16 protein-coding genes and 1 pseudogene are annotated in these 19102 nt (G+C 71.0%); 12 read left to right on the top strand and 5 right to left on the bottom strand.

Annotated elements, in window-relative coordinates; translation table 11 throughout:
- The first annotated feature begins 52 nt into the window (after positions 1 to 52).
- Entirely contained in the window at positions 53 to 937 is an 885-nt protein-coding gene (gene purU / locus ABZT17_RS30550; protein ID WP_356353454.1) for a formyltetrahydrofolate deformylase, read from the top strand.
- A gap of 124 nt (positions 938 to 1061) precedes the next feature.
- Here purU and ABZT17_RS30545 read toward each other — a convergent pair whose 3' ends face one another.
- Positions 1062 to 2291, bottom strand: a complete 1230-nt coding sequence (locus ABZT17_RS30545) for a zf-HC2 domain-containing protein (RefSeq protein ID WP_356353475.1) — start codon at positions 2289 to 2291, stop codon at positions 1062 to 1064.
- Between the two features lie 233 nt (positions 2292 to 2524).
- Entirely contained in the window at positions 2525 to 3100 is a 576-nt protein-coding gene (locus ABZT17_RS30540; RefSeq protein WP_356353452.1) for a sigma-70 family RNA polymerase sigma factor, read from the bottom strand.
- 311 nt (positions 3101 to 3411) lie between these two features.
- On the opposite strand from ABZT17_RS30540, the gene ABZT17_RS30535 reads away from it, so the two are divergent.
- Both ABZT17_RS30535 and ABZT17_RS30530 read left to right on the top strand, forming a co-directional pair.
- The gene (locus ABZT17_RS30535) at positions 3412 to 3792 is read left to right on the top strand and encodes an STAS domain-containing protein (protein ID WP_356353450.1); all 381 of its coding nucleotides are present in this window, start codon (positions 3412 to 3414) and stop codon (positions 3790 to 3792) included.
- 154 nt (positions 3793 to 3946) lie between these two features.
- Positions 3947 to 4459 carry an EF-hand domain-containing protein gene (locus tag ABZT17_RS30530; protein ID WP_356353448.1) on the top strand — a complete coding sequence of 171 codons (513 nt, stop codon included), beginning with the start codon at positions 3947 to 3949 and terminating at the stop codon, positions 4457 to 4459.
- Here the strand turns inward: ABZT17_RS30530 and ABZT17_RS30525 are convergent.
- Positions 4443 to 6005 (bottom strand): AMP-binding protein, encoded by a 1563-nt coding sequence (locus ABZT17_RS30525; RefSeq protein WP_356353446.1) that lies wholly within the window; start codon positions 6003 to 6005, stop codon positions 4443 to 4445. The two genes, ABZT17_RS30530 and ABZT17_RS30525, sit on opposite strands and share 17 nt — an antisense overlap.
- 122 nt (positions 6006 to 6127) lie before the next feature.
- Here ABZT17_RS30525 and ABZT17_RS30520 point away from each other — a divergent pair, with 122 nt between their 5' ends.
- The 4 genes from ABZT17_RS30520 (at position 6128) to ABZT17_RS30505 (ending at position 10359) form a co-directional block, all read left to right on the top strand.
- On the top strand, positions 6128 to 7324 hold the full coding sequence (locus ABZT17_RS30520; protein ID WP_356353444.1) for an amidohydrolase family protein: 1197 nt from the start codon (positions 6128 to 6130) through the stop codon (positions 7322 to 7324).
- Complete coding sequence (locus ABZT17_RS30515) at positions 7324 to 8460, top strand: acyl-CoA dehydrogenase family protein (RefSeq protein WP_356353443.1); 1137 nt, start codon at positions 7324 to 7326, stop codon at positions 8458 to 8460. The genes ABZT17_RS30520 and ABZT17_RS30515 overlap by 1 nt, the downstream gene beginning before the upstream one ends.
- Positions 8461 to 8468: 8 nt before the next feature.
- Positions 8469 to 9398: an acyl-CoA dehydrogenase family protein gene (locus ABZT17_RS30510; RefSeq protein ID WP_356353441.1), complete on the top strand. Its 930-nt coding sequence runs from the start codon at positions 8469 to 8471 to the stop codon at positions 9396 to 9398.
- Between the two features lie 499 nt (positions 9399 to 9897).
- On the top strand, positions 9898 to 10359 hold the full coding sequence (locus ABZT17_RS30505) for an ATP-binding protein (RefSeq protein WP_356353473.1): 462 nt from the start codon (positions 9898 to 9900) through the stop codon (positions 10357 to 10359).
- Positions 10360 to 10780: 421 nt separating this feature from the next.
- Here the strand turns inward: ABZT17_RS30505 and ABZT17_RS30500 are convergent, their stop codons facing one another.
- Complete coding sequence (locus ABZT17_RS30500) at positions 10781 to 11707, bottom strand: cyclase family protein (protein WP_356353439.1); 927 nt, start codon at positions 11705 to 11707, stop codon at positions 10781 to 10783.
- A gap of 84 nt (positions 11708 to 11791) precedes the next feature.
- On the opposite strand from ABZT17_RS30500, the gene ABZT17_RS30495 reads away from it, so the two are divergent.
- From ABZT17_RS30495 to ABZT17_RS30480, 4 genes and pseudogenes are all read left to right on the top strand, one after another.
- Positions 11792 to 12709 carry an SDR family NAD(P)-dependent oxidoreductase gene (locus ABZT17_RS30495; protein ID WP_356353437.1) on the top strand — a complete coding sequence of 306 codons (918 nt, stop codon included), beginning with the start codon at positions 11792 to 11794 and terminating at the stop codon, positions 12707 to 12709.
- A 106-nt stretch (positions 12710 to 12815) separates the two neighbouring features.
- Positions 12816 to 13964, top strand: a complete 1149-nt coding sequence (locus ABZT17_RS30490) for an acyl-CoA dehydrogenase family protein (RefSeq protein ID WP_356353436.1) — start codon at positions 12816 to 12818, stop codon at positions 13962 to 13964.
- Entirely contained in the window at positions 13964 to 15013 is a 1050-nt protein-coding gene (locus ABZT17_RS30485) for a Zn-dependent alcohol dehydrogenase (RefSeq protein ID WP_356353434.1), read from the top strand. The genes ABZT17_RS30490 and ABZT17_RS30485 overlap by 1 nt, the downstream gene beginning before the upstream one ends.
- Positions 15014 to 15140: 127 nt before the next feature.
- Positions 15141 to 16463: pseudogene (locus tag ABZT17_RS30480) on the top strand (hypothetical protein); the annotation flags it as partial.
- Between the two features lie 54 nt (positions 16464 to 16517).
- On the opposite strand, the gene ABZT17_RS30475 reads toward ABZT17_RS30480, so the two are convergent.
- The gene (locus tag ABZT17_RS30475) at positions 16518 to 17639 is read right to left on the bottom strand and encodes a helix-turn-helix domain-containing protein (protein WP_356353432.1); all 1122 of its coding nucleotides are present in this window, start codon (positions 17637 to 17639) and stop codon (positions 16518 to 16520) included.
- A 71-nt stretch (positions 17640 to 17710) separates the two neighbouring features.
- On the opposite strand from ABZT17_RS30475, the gene ABZT17_RS30470 reads away from it, so the two are divergent.
- Complete coding sequence (locus ABZT17_RS30470; protein WP_356353431.1) at positions 17711 to 19027, top strand: MFS transporter; 1317 nt, start codon at positions 17711 to 17713, stop codon at positions 19025 to 19027.
- The last annotated feature ends 75 nt before the right edge of the window (positions 19028 to 19102 follow it).

Below are 19102 nucleotides of genomic sequence, written 5' to 3'. Positions count from 1 at the left end.
GCGGAGCGGACGCCGGTTCGGGCCGGGGCCCGCTTATGGGACCCTGTCCTGCATGAACGAGCAGTCCACCCGAGCCGCGGCGACCCCCGCCGACCAGTACGTCCTCACCCTCTCCTGCCCCGACAAGCAGGGCATCGTGCACGCCGTGTCGAGCTACCTCTTCATGACCGGCTGCAACATCGAGGACAGCCAGCAGTTCGGCGACCACGACACGGGTCTGTTCTTCATGCGCGTCCACTTCTCGGCGGAGCCGCCGGTGATGGTGGACAAGCTGCGCGCGAGCTTCGCGGCGATCGGTGACTCCTTCCACATGGACTGGCAGATCAACCGGGCCGACGAGAAGATGCGGATCGTCCTGATGGTCAGCAAGTTCGGGCACTGCCTGAACGACCTTCTCTTCCGCGCCCGTATCGGCGCGCTGCCGGTCGAGATCGCCGCCGTGGTGTCCAACCACACCGACTTCGCCGAGCTGGTGGGCTCCTACGACATTCCCTTCCACCACATTGCGGTGACGAAGGAGACGAAGGCCGACGCGGAGGCGCGGATCCTCGAGATCGTCCGGGAGAACGACGTCGAACTGGTCGTGCTGGCCCGCTATATGCAGGTCCTCTCCGACGACCTCTGCAAGCAGCTCAGCGGCCGCATCATCAACATCCACCACTCCTTCCTGCCGAGCTTCAAGGGCGCGAAGCCGTACCACCAGGCGCATGCGCGGGGTGTGAAGCTGATCGGGGCGACGGCGCACTACGTCACCGCCGACCTCGACGAAGGGCCGATCATCGAGCAGGAGGTCGAGCGGGTGGGGCACGACGTCACACCGGATCAGCTGGTCGCGGTCGGGCGGGACGTGGAGTGCCAGGCGCTGGCGCGGGCCGTGAAGTGGCACGCGGAGCGGAGGATCCTGCTGAACGGTCGGCGGACCGTCGTGTTCGCCTGAGAGCCCGGGGGGTTCGGTTCGTCGGCGGGTGCAGGTAGTTCGTGGTTGCTCGCGCAGTTCCCCGCGCCCCTGAGGTACGTCCACTGCACGTCTGTCAGGGGCGCGGGGCGGTACGCGCCAACCCCTACATCCGGCTCAGCGACGCCGCCGCGAACAGTACGTCCCTGATCGCCTCGCGGTCGCCCACCTGACCGGCCGCCGCCTCCTCCGGAGGAACATGGCCTGCGGCCAACCTGCAGAACTCCACGCCGTCCAGGGCGACATGGGCCACCTCGTGCTCCGCGGAGCCGACCGCCGCGGGTGAGTCCAGCGGGATCAGCCACTCACCTCCGCCCAGGCCCTCGATCTCCAGCCGCAGGCTGCGGCCGGGCTCCCCGGCGACCCCGAGGTGCCGGCCCCGGGCCGGTGACGCCAGTCCCCGTTGCCGGCGGCCCGCCAGGACGGTCGGCAGCATACGGGCGGCGAGGTCGATCATGCTGTTCAGATGCCGTGGCGCGGGCGGCTCGTACGGATAGTCCACCGCCTCCGCGATGTCCTCCGCGTGGACCCAGCACTCGAAGGCCCGGTCCAGCATCGCGTCGTGCAGCGGCAGTTCGAAGGAGCCGTAGGAGACCGCCGGCCGTCCCGGACCCGCCCCCGAGCCGCCGGTGAAGGACACCGTGCGGACGAGGTCGTGGGTCTGCTCGCGCCACGGCCCCCGCACGCCCCGCGTCGGCGGGAAGTACGAGGCCCGCCAGTACGTCTCGGTGCGGGACGCCGGGTCGGGGCCGTCCGCGGCGATGCCGCCCAGGGGGTCGTCGAGGCCCAGGGCGATCGCGACCAGCCCGTCGACGGACAGCAGATGGGCGATGACGCCGGCGACCGTGGTACGGCGGCTGGTGGGCCCCTCGCCCTCGAACCACCGCAGCCGCACGGGCGCGTGCCACTCGGCCTCCCCTATGTCCTGCAGCAGGGCGTCGAGCCGGGCGGTCTCCGCGTCGTACGGGGTCGCCCACCGCGGCACCGGGATGCGCGGCGGGCGCCGGCCGAGGCAGCCCTCCAGGACGCGGGTGCGCAGCGCCGGGTCGAGATCGAGGCTCTCCGGCGGATGCAGCAGGCCCACGGCGTCCCGCAGCCGCAGGGCCTCGTCGGCGCAGGTGCCGCAGCCGCCGAGGTGTTCCTCCACGGCCGCGGACTCCTCCGCGGAGCAGGCGGCCAGCGCCCACGCCCCGAGCAGCGACTTCAGTACGTGGTGCTCCAGGACGAGCGGGGCGGTCGCGGACGGGGCGCTCGCCCGCGCCGGCGGTTCTCCGTGCTCCTCCAGGACCGGCAGCGGCCCTTCGCCGTCCTCGACGGAGGCACGGGGCATGGGTATGCGGGGCGGCGGCTGCCCGGGACCCCGCCCGTTGCCGGTGCCCTGACCGTCGTCACCGCCGTCGCCCCCCGCCGGCCCCTGGGCGCCCTGGTCGCGCCGCTGCCCCACCGCCTCGCTCTTCTCGTCCTGGCCGTCCTTCTCGTCCTGGTCGTCCTTCTCCTCGTGGTCGTCCTTGTCCTCGTGGTCGTCCGGGCCTCCCCGGCCGCCGTCCTCGTCGTAGGCCTCGAATCGGCTCACACCGCACCCCCGTAGCCGGGCGGGGCGCCGGGCGCGCCGGCGTCGTGGGCGGTGGACAGGAGCTGCAGGCCCAGGCGCAGGCGCCGACGGGCCTCGTCCTCGGTGACGCCGAGGTCGGCGGCGGTCTGGCGGTAGTCGCGGCGCTGGAAGTAGGCCAGCTCCAGGGCGGCGCGCAGCGGCGAGGGCATGGAGGTGACGATGTAGTCGGCGCGGGCGGCGACCGAGGCGCGGCGCACCTTGCTCTCCAGCTCCTCGGTGGAGTCGCCCTGGGCGAGGGCGGCGGTCTCGGTGACGCGCAGCCGCTGTACGGCGAGACGGTGGGTCAGCGTGGCGACCCAGGAGCGCAGGGGGCCCTGCTTGGGGTCGTAGGTCTCGGGGTGCTCCCAGACGTGGGCGAAGACATCGCGCGTGATGCCGTCGGCGGCGCGCTCGTCGCCCAGGACGCGGTGGGCCAGGCCGTGCACGAGCGAGGCGAAGCGGTCGTAGAGCTCGCCGAGGGCGGCCGCCTCGCCGCGGGCCAGTCGCTGCTGCATCTTGCGGTCCCAGCGAGGCGGTGCGTCCTTCTTCGCCATGCGGCCCCCCTCACCCCTGTTCCGTGCCTGTGACCAGCGTGCGCCCACCGTCATCTCGAATGTAGTCGGCACCTCTGACAGCGCACGCCCCTTTGTCGCAATGTGCGCTCCCCGAGGAGCCGCGGGTGATAGTGGACCTTCGCTTACCCGGTTCAGATCTGATCGAACAGGATCGAAGGCGACTAAAACAAGCCTCTTCCGACCGTTTTCCGTTTCTGGCGCTGTGTTTCAGGGAACGGCCGCTGGGCAGCCGCGCTGCAAGGAAGCGTAGGGACGACTTCCGGTTGCGGGGATTCCGGCGAGCAAGGGGCATGGTGGTGGCGTTCAAGGTGATCTGTGTCGATCAGGGCGAATGGGCCGTGCTCGCGGTGTCGGGGGAACTGGATCTGATGACTTCCCCGACGCTGAGGCAGCGCCTTCACGACGTGGTGGCCGAGGGCCGTCACAGTGTCGTCCTGGACCTCTCCGAGGTCTTCTTCTGCGACTCCAGCGGGGTGGGGGTGCTGATCGCCGCCCGCCGGCTGATCCGCTCCTGCCAGGGCAGTCTGCGGCTGATCCTCCCGGCCCGGGGCGCCGTCGACGGCTCCCACGTCAACCGGGTGCTCGGCGCCCTCGGCGTCCGACGCCTGTTCGACGTGTATCCGGGCCTGGAGGAGGCCGTCACGGAGGACGCCGGGCCGCTGTCGGCGTAGAGCGGTACGGACGACACGGGGGTCATTGCCACACTGTTGTCCCGGAATTCCCCCGGTCTTGGCACAAGGGCCGCTTTCCCGTGCCCACGGACCCCGCCGCGTCGTACGCTCCGAGCAGAGACACCCCGACGTGACGTGAGGCGGCCCGAGAGACATGGTCAGCAGCGAGTACGAGCGCAGGATCGCCGCCCGGTTCGCCACCTTCGACCAGGACGGCAACGGATACATCGACCGCGCGGACTTCAGCACGGCGGCCAAGGCGCTGCTCGCCGAGTTCGCCGTGGCGGCCCGCTCCGACAAGGGGCAGGCGCTGTACGCGGGGGCCGAGGCGTTCTGGCAGGGCATGGCCGGGATCGCGGACCGGGACGGCGACCAGCGCATCACGCGCGAGGAGTTCGTCACCGGCGCGGTCAAGCGGCTGCGCGACAACCCCGAGCGGTTCGCCGAGATCGCCCGCCCCTTCCTGCACGCGGCCCTGGACCTGGCCGACACCGAGGGCCGGGGAACGGCCGATGTCGCCGACACCGCGCGCGTGCTGCGCATCCTGGGAATCCCGGACGACATCGCCCTCACGGCCGCCGCCTCCCTCGACACCGACGGCGACGGCCGGGTCGGAGAGGCGGAGATCGTCCCGGCCTTCGCCCGCTACTTCACGGTCCCTGAGTAGCGCTCCCCGCGGTGGCGGTCCCCGTGGTGGCGCTCCCCGCGGTGGCGGTCCCCGAATACCGCTCCCTCAGCTTGTACTTGAGCACCTTCCGCAGCGTCTCGTTGCGCGGAAGGGCGTCCACCACCTCCAGCTGCTCCGGCAGCTTGTGCACGGACAGCCCTTCCGCCCGCAGATAGGACGTCAGCGCTTCGAGCGTCAACTCACCGGCGCCCGACTCCGGCTCCACGACCGCGCACACGCGCTCCCCCCGCTCGGCGTCCGGCAGTCCGACGACGGCCACGTCGCCCACGGCCGGATGCGCGGCGAGCAGATCCTCGATCTCCTTCGCCGAGATGTTCTCCCCCTTGCGGATGATCACGTCCTTGAGCCGCCCGGTGAGCACGAGATGCCCGCTGTCCTTGACGAACCCCAGGTCGCCGGTGCGCAGGAACCCCTCCTCGTCGAAGGCCTCGGCGGTCTGCGCCGGGTCCAGGTACCCCTGGCACACGGCCTCCCCGCGCAACCGCACCTCCCCGCCCACGATCCGTATCTCCATCCCCTCCGGCGGCCGTCCCTCGGTCGTCGCCAGGTTCTCCACGGTGTCGTCCGGCGAACCCATGGTGATCATCGGCACCTCGGTCATGCCGTACCCGTGCGTCAGCTGCACCTCCATCTCCCGTACGACGCAGTGGTACACCTCCGGCGGCTTCGGCGCACCGCCGCCGGCGAGCAGCCGTAGCGAGGGAATGACCTTCGTCCCGGGCTGTTTGCGCTGTTCGGCCAGGAACATCGAGTAGAACGCCGTCGACCCGCCCGCGACCGTCACCCCGTGCCGGCGATACCCCTCCAGCGCTTCCGGCAGCGCGAACTGCTCGAACATCACCGCCGGGAAGCCGTACAGCAGGAGCATCACCGTGTAGTCCGGTCCCGCGATGTGCGCGTACGGGAACGCCATCGACCCCACGTCCTCGGCCGACAGGTGCAGCGCGTGCGCGAGGCAGGAACCGCCCGCGATCAGTGAACGGTCCGTGTGCAGAACGCCCTTGGGGTCGGAGGTGGTCCCCGAGGTCCAGTAGATCCACCGGACGGAGGTGCCCTCGGAGGGCGGGGCGGGCAGTACCGCCGGATCGCCGTCGGGAAGGCGGTCGTACGCCTCGAAGATCCCCTTGGCGCCGAGCCGGCGCGCCATCTCCGTGTGGTCGAAGCCGCGCCAGGTGCCCGGCACCGCGAAGAACTCCGCCTTCGACTCCCGCAGGGCGAAGCCGACTTCGCGGTCCCGGTAGAACGGGATGACCGGAGTCTGTACGGCGCCCAGACGGGCCAGCGCGAAGGAGAGCACGGCCGTCTCGATGCGGGTGGGCAGCTGCCAGGCGACCACCGTGCCGGGGCGTACGCCCATGTCGTACAGGCCGGCCGCGACGCGCTCGGCACGCGCGCGCAGCTCGCCGAAGCTCAGGGAGCGGTCGTCCTGGAGGAGGACCGGGCGGTCGGGGGTCAGGCCGGCGCGGCGGACGACCAGGTCCCACAGGGTGCGGGCGGAGCTCAGGGAGTGCGGGGTCTCGGTCACGGTTGCCCCCTGCTTGGCTGACGACTCGTCAGGTGACATGCTATCTGACGACCCATCAGATAGTGCAGCGCCTGTCATGAGAACTGTCAGGAGAACTTCGTCCGGCGGAGGGGACCAGCACCATGGACAGCGAACTGCCCCGCATCATCAGCGTCGACGACCATGTGATCGAGCCCGCGCACCTCTTCGACACCTGGCTGCCGGAGAAGTACCGCGACCGGGGCCCGCAGGCCCTCACCGCCGGGATCGGCGAACTCGCCTACGTCGGCGGCAAGTACCAGATCACGATGGACCCACAGGGCCCGCCGACCGACTGGTGGATCTACGAGGACCTGAAGTTCCCGTACAAGCGCAACATCGCCGCCGTCGGCTTCGACCGCGACGAGATGACCCTGGAGGGCATCACCCGGGAGGAGATGCGGCGCGGCTGCTGGGACCCCAAGGCCCGCCTGGAGGACATGGACCTCAACCATGTCGAGGCGTCCCTCTGCTTCCCCTCCTTCCCGCGCTTCTGCGGTCAGACCTTCGCCGAGGCGCACGACAAGGAGGTCGCCCACGCGTGCGTGCGCGCCTACAACGACTGGATGGTCGAGGAGTGGTGCGGAGACAGCGGCGGCCGGCTCATCCCGCTGTGCCTCATCCCGCTCTGGGACGTGGAGTTGGCGGTCGCGGAGATCCGCCGGAACGCGGCACGCGGCGTGAAGGCGGTGACCTTCTCCGAGATCCCCACCTATCTGGGGCTGCCGTCCATCCACTCCGGCTACTGGGACCCGTTCTTCGCGATCTGCCAGGAGACCGGGACCGTCATCAACATGCACATCGGCTCGTCCTCCCAGATGCCGGCCGCCTCCCCGGACGCCCCGCCCGCCGTCCAGGCCTCCCTCAGCTTCAACAACGCCATGGCCTCGATGATGGACTTCCTCTTCAGCGGGGTGCTGGTGAAGTTCCCCCGGCTCAAACTCGCGTACTCCGAAGGGCAGATGGGCTGGATCCCGTACGCGCTCGAACGCGCCGACGACGTCTGGGAGGAGCACCGGGCCTGGGGAGGCGTGCGCGACCTGGTCCCCGAGCCGCCGTCCACGTACTACTACCGGCAGATGTTCTGCTGCTTCTTCCGCGACAAGCACGGCGTCGCCTCACTCGACGTGGTCGGCCGTGACAACGCCACCTTCGAGACGGACTACCCGCACGTCGACTCGACCTTCCCGCACACCAAGGAGGTCGCCCTCGACCATGTGAAGGGCCTCGACGACGAGACGGTCTACAAGCTGATGCGAGGCAACGCGATCCGCATGCTCGAACTGGACCTGGACCGCTAGTGGACCTGTCGTACACGCCCGAGGAGGAGGAGTTCCGGGCCGGGCTCAGGGAGTGGCTCGGCAAGGTGCTGCCCACCCTGCCGCCGAAGCCCTCACCGGACGACTGGCCGGGGCGCAGGGCGTACGACCTCGGATGGCAGCGGATGCTGTACGACGCCGGGTACGCCGACGTCCACTGGGGCGCCTCCCCGACGATCCGGCTGATCTTCCTGGAGGAGACCGAGAGGGCCGGCGCGCCCTATGTCGGCGCCGGATTCGTGGGGCTGCTGCACGCCGGGCCGACGATCGAGGCGGAGGGCACGGCGGAGCAGCGGGCGCGCTGGCTCCCGCCGATCCTGCGCGGCGAGGAGGTGTGGTGCCAGGGGTTCAGCGAACCGGACGCGGGCTCCGACCTGGCCTCGCTGCGCACCCGCGCGCGGAGGGACGGTGACGACTATGTGGTCACCGGGTCCAAGATCTGGACCTCGCACGCCGAAGTCGCCGACTGGTGCGAGCTGTTGGTGCGGACGGACCCGCGGGCGCCCAAGCACCGGGGCATCACCTGGCTCGCGATGCCCATGGACGCCCCGGGGATCACCGTACGACCGCTCAAGACGCTCGCCGGGTCGGACGAGTTCGCCGAGGTGTTCCTCGACGAGGTGCGGGTGCCGGCCGCGAACCGGGTCGGGGACGAGAACGACGGCTGGCGCGTGACGATGGTGACGCTTTCCTTCGAGCGCGGTACGGCGTTCGTCGGGGAGGTGGTCGCGTGCCGGCGAGTGCTGGGTGAACTGGGCGCCGAGGCGCGGCGGAACGGGCGATGGGACGATCCGGCGCTGCGGCGGCGGCTGGGGCGGTTGAACGCGGAGTTCCGGGCGCTGTGGCGGCTCACCCAGTGGAACGTGAGCGAGGCGGAGGCCTCCGGCGGTGTGCCGGGGGTGGGGGGTTCGGTCTTCAAGCTCCGGTACTCGCATGCCCGGCAGGAGTTGTACGACGCGGCGGCGGAGGTGCTGGGGGCGGGGGCGCTGGATCTGGGCGGGCCCTGGGTCGTCGACCGGTTGTCGTCACTGTCGTACACCATCGCGGCCGGCACCTCGCAGATACAGCGCGACATCGTGGCCGAGCGGATTCTCGGCCTGCCGAAGGGGCGGGGGTGAGTTGTGTCGTGCGCTTTCGACTGACCGTGGAACAGGCACAGTTGCGCGACGCGGTGCGGGACGCGCTGGGTCGTCGGGCGTCGAACGGTTCGTCGTGGCTGGTCGCGCCCCGCGGCGGAGCCGCACATGGACACAGCCCCGCGCCCCTTGACGGCGATGTCCAGGCCGGTGATTTCAAGATCCGTCTTGACCGGGGCTTGTGGCGGGCTCTCGGTGAGTTGGGGTTCTTTTCGTTGCGGTTGTCCGAAGGGGACGGTGGGGCCGGACTGCGGCTGCCCGAAGCCGTGTTGGCGTTTGAGGAGGCTGGGCGGGCTCTGGTGCCCGGGCCCCTCGTTGCCAGTCATCTTGCTGCCGGGGTCGTGCCGGGGGCGGCGGAAGGGGAGGTTGTCGTCGCCGCTGCCGATGGGCGGATCGTGGAGTGGATGGATGAGGCCGACGTGGTGCGGAAGGGGGCCGAAGGGGCCGTACCTCTGAAGTCCGTCGATCCGCTGACTCCTCTGCACCGGGTGCCGGCGCCTGCCCGGACCGATCCCGTGGCCGTCCTGCTGACCGCGGCCGAGCAGCTCGGCACCGCCTCACGGGCTTGCGAGCTTGCCGTGCAACACGCCCGGACCCGGGAGCAGTTCGGGCAGCCGATCGGAGGGTTCCAGGCGGTCAAGCACCTGTGCGCGCAGATGCTGGTGCGGGTGGAGGTGGCCCGCGCCGCGGTGTACGCGGCCGCCGTCACACAGGACCGCGCCGACATCGCCACGGCCCGGCTGCTGGCCGACGAGGCCGCGACGCGGGGTGGGCGCGACTGTCTCCAGGTGCACGGCGGTATGGGCTTCACCTGGGAGTCCGAGGTCCATCTGCTGTTGAAACGGGCGTGGGTGCGGGCTCAGCGTGGCGGGGGCGGTACGGAGAGTGAGGAGCTGCTCGCGGCGGATCTGGTGGCGTGAGCCCGGCGGGCCTGGACTTTCCCGGAAGGCGCCCGCGCGGATGTCGCGGATTGTGGCATACCGGAATCACGGAGCGTTGATATCGGGTTGTGTCCTATGCGTGACCCGTCACGTCCTGGAGTCGGTGGCGTGCTCCGGTACCTTCTGTGGGATGCGAGTGGTTCGGAGCGTGAGCCATGCCGGTGTTGCCCCCGAGGCAGCCCCGCTTCCGGCCTGTTCGACTCCTCGCGGTGAGCGTCGCACAGTATGCCGCACGGGTACTCCTTCGCGCTGGAATATGCCCGAAGCGCTTGTTGGGGTGACTGTACGTCAACCATGCTGTCTCCTAAGGGATTCACGTTCCGTGACCCCTGCCCTGGGCTCTGCGCTGGCTGTTGTTCTGGCCATGCAGAAAATGGCTACGATCGTGGCCCTCGCTGTGGCGCCTCTCCCGAGGCCCATGTGGCACGAGGTCATGTGTCCGCCGGTTCGGATGGTGTGAGCGGTGCAGGTGCTTCAAGTGCAGCTGGAGATCCGGCCCGACCCCACTGAGGTGGGTCGAGCCCGGAGGTGGGCCCGGTCGCGCCTCGCCGGGTCCGGGATAGCTCCGGACGAGCCGCTCGCCGAGACGTTGATCCTGCTCGTCTCCGAGCTCGTCACCAACGCCGTGGTGCACACCGGTCGTCCGGCCGTGCTCAGACTCTCCCTGCCCGAGGGGGCGGCCGACGCGGCCACCGTCCGCCTGGAGGTGGCCGACAGCAGCGACCGCGCACCCGTGCCCCGGTGTGCCGACGGGGACGCGACCGGCGGTCGGGGACTCGCCCTCGTCGACGGCCTCGCCGACCGCTGGGGCTGGAGCCCCGAGGGTGCGGGCAAGCGCATCTGGTGCGAACTCGACCGTTGTACGCAGCCTCGCGAGGCCTCCGAGGCCTGTCATGCCGGCGTAGCGGCCTATGAGGGGCTGGCGTTCGAGACGGTGTGAGCGCGGGGCCGGCCGCCAGGGGCTGTCGCCGCTGTCACCGCTGTCGTCACGTCCGGGGCACAGGTGCAGAGAACGCCGTCGGGTCAGGGCCGACGGGGTGCGGTGCGCCGGGGTGTGCTCCTGTGCGCGGTCACTGCGAAAGGGGCGTAAGTGATAAATCGCCGCACGGGTGTTGACGCGCCGTGACCGTTTGATCACGCTGGTGTCCAGCGGCTCGCCGTGAGGGGACGACGAGGGATTCGGTGACGGAAACCCTCGACGAGCGCGGGTCGCGGTTCGGCGTCGGCTCTTTCAGGGCCAGAGGGAGCTGGGGCGGTACGCCGGGGTCGGATGGCGGCGCGTCATGCCGTGTCGGGGCGGTTGGGGAAGCCGCGCCGCCAGACGACGCTCCCGGGCGGAGTTCCTCCGGCTCGGGAATCCGTCAGAGAACGGCGACGGGGGCCACCGGAGTTCCCGTCCCGCCGACGAAGGGCTCGGGCATCGCGGACAGCAGGAACGCATACCGGCCGGTTTCTCCACAGGCTGTGGACAACTCTTCGAGATTCCAGTTCTGGCCCTGCAGCATCCCCATCTCCACCAGGTCGAGCGCATGCACCGGCAGCCACAGATCCTCGATCTCGGGTGGGAAAATCTCAAACGTGAGCGTGTCATTGGCCACGGCCGCCACATCGCGCGCGTGGAACCACTCCGGCGTGCGGACCGAGAGACCCGGCGACGGGTAGCCGTACCTCTCCCGGTCCCCGGCGAGATACACCTGGACCTGCCCCGTTCGTACGAGCACCACGTCGCCGGCGCGCACCCGGGTACCGGCGAGGTCCTCGGCGGCCTCCAGGTCCTCCGGGGTGACGGCGTACGAGCCGTCGAGCCGGTCCTTGTGCAGGGCCCGGGCGACATCGAGCAGCACCCCGCGCGACACGATGTGCCGCGCCTTGTCGATGCCGGCGAACTCGGCGCCGCCGTGCGCGGTCACGGTGTCGGCGGGGCGGCCGTTGTAGAGCTTCCCCGAGTGCGAGACATGGGTCAGCGCGTCCCAGTGGGTGCCCGCCTGCAGCCCCATCGTCACGGCGTCGTCGCTGCACGCCACCGTGCCCGGGCCGAACAGCTCCTGGTTGATCTGCACCATCGCGTGCAGCGGATTGACCCGGCCGGGGATCATCCCCGACTGCACGCCGTCGTGCTTCAGGGGCAGGGCGAGCGGGATCCGGCGGCCGGTGCCGACGGTCGCGGCGGCCTCCCGGACGACCTCGTCGGTGATCAGGTTGAGGGTGCCGATCTCGTCGTCGGCTCCCCAACGCCCCCAGTTGTTCACGCGCTTGGCGATCTCATGGAACTCGGCGGGCAACGACATCGGCCCTCCCCGGGGCTTGTCTCCAGGTATCTGACGCGCCATAAAATCTAACGGTCCGTCAGAAACCGCGGGAAGGGGCCGGGCGTGGGGAACTTCTTGGCAGGCAAGGTCGTCGCCGTGACCGGTGCCGGGCGAGGCATCGGCCGGGCGGTGGCGCTGGCCGCGGCGGCCGAGGGAGCACGGGTCGTGGTCAACGACTACGGCGTCTCGATGGACGGCGCGTCACCGACCAGCGAGGTCGCCGAAGCGGTCGTCAAGGAGATCGAGGCGGCCGGCGGGGAGGCGGTCGCGGTCGCCGACGACGTCTCCACGATGACCGGCGGCGCGCGGGTCGTGGAGGTGGCGCTGTCGTCGTACGGACGGCTGGACGGGGTGGTCTGCGTCGCCGGGATCCTGCGGGAGCGGATGCTGTTCAACATGTCCGAGGAGGAGTGGGACCCGGTGGTCGCCACGCATCTGAAGGGCACGTTCACTGTTTTTCGCGCCGCGTCCGCCGTCATGCGGAAGCAGCGGGCCGGGACGTTGATCGGGTTCACCAGCGGCAACCACCAGGGGTCCGTCTCGCAGGCCAACTACAGCGCGGCGAAGGGCGGGATCATCTCGCTGGTGCGGAGCGCCGCGCTGGGCCTGAACAAGTACGGGGTGACCGCGAACGCGGTGGCGCCGGTCGCGCGTACCCGGATGTCGGCCAACGTGCCGATGGAGTTGGCGGAGATCGGGGAGCCGGAGGATGTGGCGGCTCTGGTGGTGTATCTGCTGTCCGAGAAGGCTCGGGAGGCGGGGGTGACGGGGCAGGTGTACACGGTCGCCGGGCCGAAGATCGCGGTGTGGGCACAGCCGCGGGAGCTGCGCGCCGCGTATGCCGAGGGCTCTTCCTGGACACCGGAACGGATCGCGGAGTTCCTGCCGGGGTCGGTGGGGGTGGATCCGATGCCGATGCTTGAGCGGTTGCGGGAGATGGAAAAGGCGGCGCGGGCCGGAGAGAGGCCGAACGCCCAATAGCTCGGTGTGGCAGGTGGTGGGGCGGCTGCGGGCCGGTGGGGGCTTGTCGCGCAGTTCCCCGCGCCCCTTGAGGCGTCACACCCAGCGGAGTTGAGAGGAGACCCGCGTGGACTTTGGATTCAGTGCCGAGGACGAGGCGTTCCGGGGTGAGGCGCGGGCATGGCTGCGGGAGCACCTGGAACCCGATCTGGACCGGCGTACCTGGGAACGTACTCTCGGAAAGGCCGGCTGGGTCGGGGTGGGGTGGGCCGAGGGGGGTTACGGGAATCGTGTCGCCACGCTCACCCAACAAGTCGCCTGGGCCGAGGAGTACGCGCGGGCGGGAGCGCCTGCGCGGTCGGGGCACATCGGGGAGAACCTGCTGGCGCCGACCCTGATCGTGCATGGGACGGAGGAACAGAAGGCACGGTTCTTGCCGCCGATCGCCGCCGGGGACGAGTTGTGGTGCCAGGGGTACAGCGAACCCGGGGCCGGGTCCGATCTGGCCGGGGTGCGGACCTCCGCCGTGCGGGAAGGGGCGGAGTTCCGGATCAGCGGACAGAAGATCTGGACCTCGCTCGCCCATGAAGCCGACTGGTGCTTCGTGCTCGCGCGGACGGAAGTCGGGTCGCGTCGGCATCACGGCCTGAGTTTTCTGCTCGTACCCATGGACCAGCCCGGGCGGATCGAGGTGCGGCCCATCCGGCAGATGACCGGGACCAGTGACTTCAACGAGGTCTTCTTCGACGGGGCACGCGCGCGGGTGGAGCATCTGGTCGGGGGTGAGGGACGCGGCTGGCAGGTGGCGATGAGCCTGCTGGGGTTCGAGCGGGGGGTGTCGACCCTGGCCCAACAGATCGGTTTCGCCCAGGAATTGACGGAGGTCGTGCGGGGCGCTCTGCGCAGTGGTGCGGTAGGGGATCCGGTCGTACGGGAGCGGCTGGTGCGGCTGTGGGCCGAGTTGCGGGTCATGCGGTGGAACGCCCTGCGCACGCTCGGGGGATCGGGTGACGCGGGCGCGCCGAGTGTGGCGAAGCTGCTGTGGGCGAACTGGCATCAGCGGCTGGGGGAGCTGGCGGTACTGGTGCGGGGGGCCGGGGCGTCGGCCGGGCCGGGGGACTGGTCGCCTTCGACGCCGTACGCACTCGACCGGGACCAGCACCTGTTCCTCTTCTCCCGGGCCGACACCATCTACGGCGGCTCGGATCAGGTTCAGCGCACGATCGTCGCCGAGCGGGTGCTCGGTCTGCCCAGGGAGCCCAAGGGAGTCGTCTGATGCGCGCAGTGGTGTTCGACGGGAAGCGGGTCGAGGTCGTGGACGACCTGGAGGTACGGGAGCCGGGCCCAGGGGAGGTCCAAGTGTCCCTGTCCGCGGCCGGGTTGTGTCACAGCGATCTGTCGGTGGTGGACGGGACCATACCTTTCCCCGTTCCGGTGGTGCTGGGACATGAGGGCGCGGGAGTGGTCGAGGCCGTGGGGGACGGTGTCGGTCATGTCGCCGTCGGGGACCATGTGGCGCTGTCCACGCTCGCCAACTGCGGCACCTGCGCGGACTGCGACCGGGGGCGGCCGACCATGTGCCGGAAGGCGATCGGGCGGCCGGGACAGCCGTTCACACGGGGCGGGCGCCCGGTCTACCAGTTCGCCTCCAACTCCGCCTTCGCCGAGCGGACCGTGGTGAAGGCCGTACAGGCCGTGCGGATCCCCAAGGACATCCCGATGCCGTCCGCCGCGCTCATCGGCTGCGGGGTGCTGACCGGGGTGGGCGCGGTGCTCAATCGGGCCAAGGTGGACCGCGGGGAGTCCGTGCTGGTCATCGGCACGGGGGGCATCGGGCTCAACGTCATCCAGGGAGCGCGGATCGCGGGGGCCTCGCGGATCGTCGCCGTGGACGCCAATCCGGGGAAGGAGGCGGTGGCCCGGCAGTTCGGGGCGACCGACTTCCTGACGTCCACGGAAGGGGTGCGGGACCTGCTGCCGACCGGGGTGGACCACGCCTTCGAGTGCGTGGGACGGGTCGAGTTGGTGCGGCAGGCCGTCGATCTGCTGGACCGGCACGGTCAGGCCGTGCTGCTCGGTACGGCGTCCCCGACCGCCGAGGCGTCCTTCCTCGTCTCCTCGATGTTCCTGGACAAGTCGATTCTCGGCTGCCGGTACGGGTCGTCCCGGCCGCAGCGGGACATCCCGCTGTACGCGGAGCTGTACCGCCAAGGGCGTCTGCTGCTGGACGAGTTGGTGACCACGACCTATCCGGTGGAGGACTTCGAGAAGGCGGTGGGGGACGCGGAGGCGGGACGGGTGGCGAGGGGTGTGCTGACGTTCTGAGGGGGCGGAGGGTAGTGGGGCGGATCCGGAGCGGGGCGGATCGGAGCGCGGCGCGGCGGCGGAGGTTTTCCACAGGGTCTGGAAAACCTTTCGGGCGTTGTCGGTGGTGCCGCCTAACGTCGAGCGCATGACTTACCGCGACGTCGTCTCCCGACAGGTCCTCGTGTGGGCCTGCACGTCCGTCGGCGCCCGAATGCCGGTGGCCATGGCCCCGCTCGCCCTGGTCTTCCTGGTGCGCGAACGACCGGGCGGCTATGCGCTGGGCGCGGTTCTGGCCGCCGCGTATGTGCTGGGGGAGATCGTCGGGGCCCCCGTACTGGGCATGCGGCTGCGGGCCCAGCACGCCCGGCCGCAGCTCGTCGTCGGGCTCGTGGTGGGCGCCGCGGGGTTCACGGGGCTCGGCGCGTGGCCGGGCGCGCATCCCGTGGTGCAGGCCGTGCTCGGATTCGTCGCCGGGGCCGCCCCCGCCGCGGCGACAGGAGGTCTACGGTCACTGCTCACCGACCTCGTCCCCCAACGGGCGGTGGCGCAGGCGATGTCCACGGAGTCGATGCTGAACTCGGCCGTATGGGCCGTCGCTCCGGCCGCCGTCACCGGACTGGCCCTGGGTGTGGCCCCGTATGTGCCGCTGCTGCTGGCGGCCGCCCTGATGGCGTCCTCGGTCGGCGGGCTGTTCCTCCTGCCAGCGGGTTGGGAGGCGGAGGACGGGGGTGGGGAGGGCGAGTTGTCCGCCGAGGAGGGGAAGGGCGCGGGCAGGAACGTGGGGGGCGCGGGCGGGGCGGGTGTGTCGTCCGGCGAGGATGTTGGGGGCGCGGGTGGGGCGGGTGTGTCGTCCGGCGGGGATGTGGGGGGTGCGGGTGGGGAGGATGCGTCACCGGGCGGGAAGTCGCGGGCGCGGCTGTTGCTCGGCATCTGGCCGGTGTACGTCACGGGTGCGGCGTGCGTCGCCCTGATGGGCCTTTCCGAACTGGTCCTGCCCGCGCTGCTCGAACAGCGCGGCATCGAGGTCCGCTGGTCCGGGCCCCTGCTGACGGGGCTCGCGGTGGCCGCCGGACTCGGCGCGTTCCTCTACGGGCTGCGCGGCTGGCCGGGGCTGCCGCGGACCCGGAGCGTCGTGCTGATCTGCGCGATGACGGCGTGTGTGACCTGCGTAGCGCTGATACCGAACACGGCGGGGATCGCGGTGGCGCTGGCGGTGGGCGGCGTCCTCCAGTCCGCGGCCCTGATCAACCGCAACCTGGCCCTCCGGGAGGCCCTCCCACCCAGCGCCCTGGCGGCGGGCTACTCGGTCATGTACGCGGCCGGAGGCACGGGTTACGCGGCCACCGGCTCCCTCGCGGGCGCCCTGCTCGACACGACGACACCCTCCAGAGCGATCTTGGCCGGCGCCGCCCTGACCTTGGCGCTGGCGGGCATCGGCTGGCGGGGCGAGGTCCGACGGGCGGGGCGGCACGTCGGGCGGTCGGGAGGCCACGACCGACGGTCGGGAAGGCGCGTGCCGTCCTCAGTCCTCCCCGGGCCAGGTCCTGACCCCGTTCCCGGCCCCGGCCCCGGCCCGGGTGTCAGTCCCGGTCTCACCCCAGACCTCGCTTCCGGTCCCGCTGCTCCCAGCCCCGCTCCCGGTTCTGAACGTGCGGCGGTACGCGGTCGGTGTGACCCCGAGAGCCGTCTGTAGATGCTGGCGCATCGACTGGGCCGTGCCGAAGCCGGCGTCGCGGGCGATCTGGTCCACGGACAGGTCGGTGGACTCCAGCAGGTGCCGGGCCCGTTCGACGCGCTGCTGGGTGAGCCACTGCCCGGGGCTGACGCCGACCTCCTCACGGAAGCGGCGCGTGAAGGTCCGTACGGACATGGACTCCTGAACGGCCATGTCCCGCAGCTGGATCGGCTTGTGCAGGCGCCCCAGGGCCCAGGCGCGTGCGCCCCGGGTGGTCGCCAACTGGGGTTCCGGGACCGGCCGTTCGATGTACTGCGCCTGTCCGCCGTCCCGGTGCGGCGGTACGACGGTGCGGCGGGCCACCTCGTTGGCGACGGCCGTGCCGTGGTCGCGGCGCACCATGTGCAGACACAGGTCGATGCCGGCCGCGACACCGGCCGAGGTCAGGACGTCACCGTCGTCGATGAACAGCACGTTCGGGTCGACGTCGATCTTCGGGAAGAGCCGTTGGAGCTGCTCGGTCTCCGCCCAGTGCGTGGTCGCGGGCCGGCCGTCGAGATAGCCGGCCGCGGCGAGGACGAACACACCGGTGCAGATGGAGGCGAGCCGGGTGCCCGGACGGATGTGGGCGAGGGCGACGGCCAGCTCCTCGGTGAGGACGCCGTCCTCGAAGACCGGGCCGAGCTCGTACGACGCCGGGACGATGACCGTGTCGGCGGTGGCGAGGGTCTCGGGGCCGTTCTCGACCTGGATGGCGAAGTCGGCGTCGGTCTGGACGGGCCCCGGCGGCCGGATCGAGCAGGTGACGACCTCGTACAGCCGCCGTCCCCGCGCGTCCTTCGGGCGTCCGAAGATGCGGTGCGGGATGCCCAGCTCGAAGGGGAGCAGACCGTCGAGGGCGAGCACGACGACACGGTGCGGCCGGAACGCGGGTTCGGCGGGTTCAGCGGGTTCGGTCTCTCCACTCATGGCCCGATCCTAACGAATGCTGTCCTTCGGGCCACTCGTTACGCCCGTTTCCGGCCTGGATGCTCTATGTCGTGACCCAGACAACCGAGGCCGCGGCCACCGCGCAGGAACCCCAGCCGACCAAGAGACACCGCATCCACAGGGCGTGGTTCGTCGCCGCCGTCACCTTCGTGACGATCATCGGAGCGGCCGCCTTCCGTTCGCTTCCCGGACTGCTCATCGATCCGCTGCACGAGGACTTCGGCTGGTCACGCGGCACGATCGGAGCCGCGGTCTCGGTCAACCTGGCGCTGTACGGGCTGACGGCACCGTTCGCGGCGGCGCTGATGGACCGCTTCGGCATACGCAAGGTCGTCGCCGTGGCCCTGACGGTGATCGCCCTCGGCTCGGGCCTGACGGTATGGATGACAGCGGCCTGGCAGCTGCTCCTGTGCTGGGGCCTGCTGGTCGGCCTGGGCTCCGGCTCGATGGCGCTGGCCTTCGCGGCGACGGTGACCAACCGCTGGTTCACCGAGCGCCGGGGCCTGGTCACCGGCATCCTCACGGCCGCGTCCGCGTCCGGGCAGCTGATCTTCCTGCCGCTGCTCTCCTGGATCGTGGAGAAGCACAGCTGGCGCCCCGCGGCGGTCACGGTGGCGCTGGCGGCCCTCGCGGTGGTGCCGTTCGTCTGGCTGCTGCTGCGCGACCACCCGGCGGACGTGGGGGTGAAGCCGTACGGGGCGAAGGAGTTCGTACCGAAGCCGGAGCCCGCGACGGGGGCGGCTCGCCGGGCGGTGAAGGTCCTGGTCTCGGCGTCCCGCACGGGCACCTTCTGGCTGCTGGCCGGCACCTTCGCGATCTGCGGCGCCTCCACCAACGGCCTGATCCAGACCCACTTCGTGCCCGCGGCGCACGACCACGGCATGCCCATCCAGGCGGCGGCCTCGCTGCTCGCGGTGATCGGCGTGTTCGACGTCGTCGGCACGATCGCCTCCGGCTGGTTCACCGACCGCTTCGAGCCGCGCCGGCTGCTGGCGGTGTACTACGCCCTGCGCGGCGTCTCCCTCCTCTTCCTCCCCATGCTCCTGGCCCCGTCGGTCCACCCCCCGATGCTCTTCTTCATCGTCTTCTACGGCCTCGACTGGGTCGCCACCGTCCCGCCCACCGTCGCCCTGTGCCGCGAGCAGTACGGCGACGACAGCGCGATCGTCTTCGGCTGGGTCCTCGCCTCCCACCAGGTGGGCGCGGCCCTGATCGCCTTCCTGGGCGGCGTGGCCCGCGACGTCTTCGGCTCCTACGACATGGTCTGGTACGCGTCCGGAGCCCTGTGCGCGGTGGCGGCGCTGATGGCGCTGGTGATCAGGCGGAGGCCGACGTCGGTGCTGCCGGGGCTCGCGGCTGCGTCCTAGCTCAGGAAGCCCGCTCGTACGGATCATCGAGACCGATCAGCATCACCCGGCCGCGTGCCGCCTCGGCACGCAAGG

The sequence above is a fragment of the Streptomyces sp. NPDC005648 genome, from assembly GCF_040605395.1.
Taxonomy (GTDB): Bacteria; Actinomycetota; Actinomycetes; order Streptomycetales; family Streptomycetaceae; genus Streptomyces.
This window is presented reverse-complemented; position numbering and strand designations above follow the sequence as displayed.

What these genes read in the sequence shown, in the direction of transcription:
- purU (WP_356353454.1), top strand. Translation starts at nt 53, where the DNA reads ATGAACGAGCAGTCCACCCGAGCCGCGGCGACCCCCGCCGACCAGTAC.
- ABZT17_RS30540 (WP_356353452.1), bottom strand. Translation starts at nt 3,100, where the DNA reads ATGGCGAAGAAGGACGCACCGCCTCGCTGGGACCGCAAGATGCAGCAG.
- ABZT17_RS30535 (WP_356353450.1), top strand. Translation starts at nt 3,412, where the DNA reads ATGGTGGTGGCGTTCAAGGTGATCTGTGTCGATCAGGGCGAATGGGCC.
- ABZT17_RS30530 (WP_356353448.1), top strand. Translation starts at nt 3,947, where the DNA reads ATGGTCAGCAGCGAGTACGAGCGCAGGATCGCCGCCCGGTTCGCCACC.
- ABZT17_RS30520 (WP_356353444.1), top strand. Translation starts at nt 6,128, where the DNA reads ATGGACAGCGAACTGCCCCGCATCATCAGCGTCGACGACCATGTGATC.
- ABZT17_RS30500 (WP_356353439.1), bottom strand. Translation starts at nt 11,707, where the DNA reads ATGTCGTTGCCCGCCGAGTTCCATGAGATCGCCAAGCGCGTGAACAAC.
- ABZT17_RS30485 (WP_356353434.1), top strand. Translation starts at nt 13,964, where the DNA reads ATGCGCGCAGTGGTGTTCGACGGGAAGCGGGTCGAGGTCGTGGACGAC.
- ABZT17_RS30475 (WP_356353432.1), bottom strand. Translation starts at nt 17,639, where the DNA reads ATGAGTGGAGAGACCGAACCCGCTGAACCCGCCGAACCCGCGTTCCGG.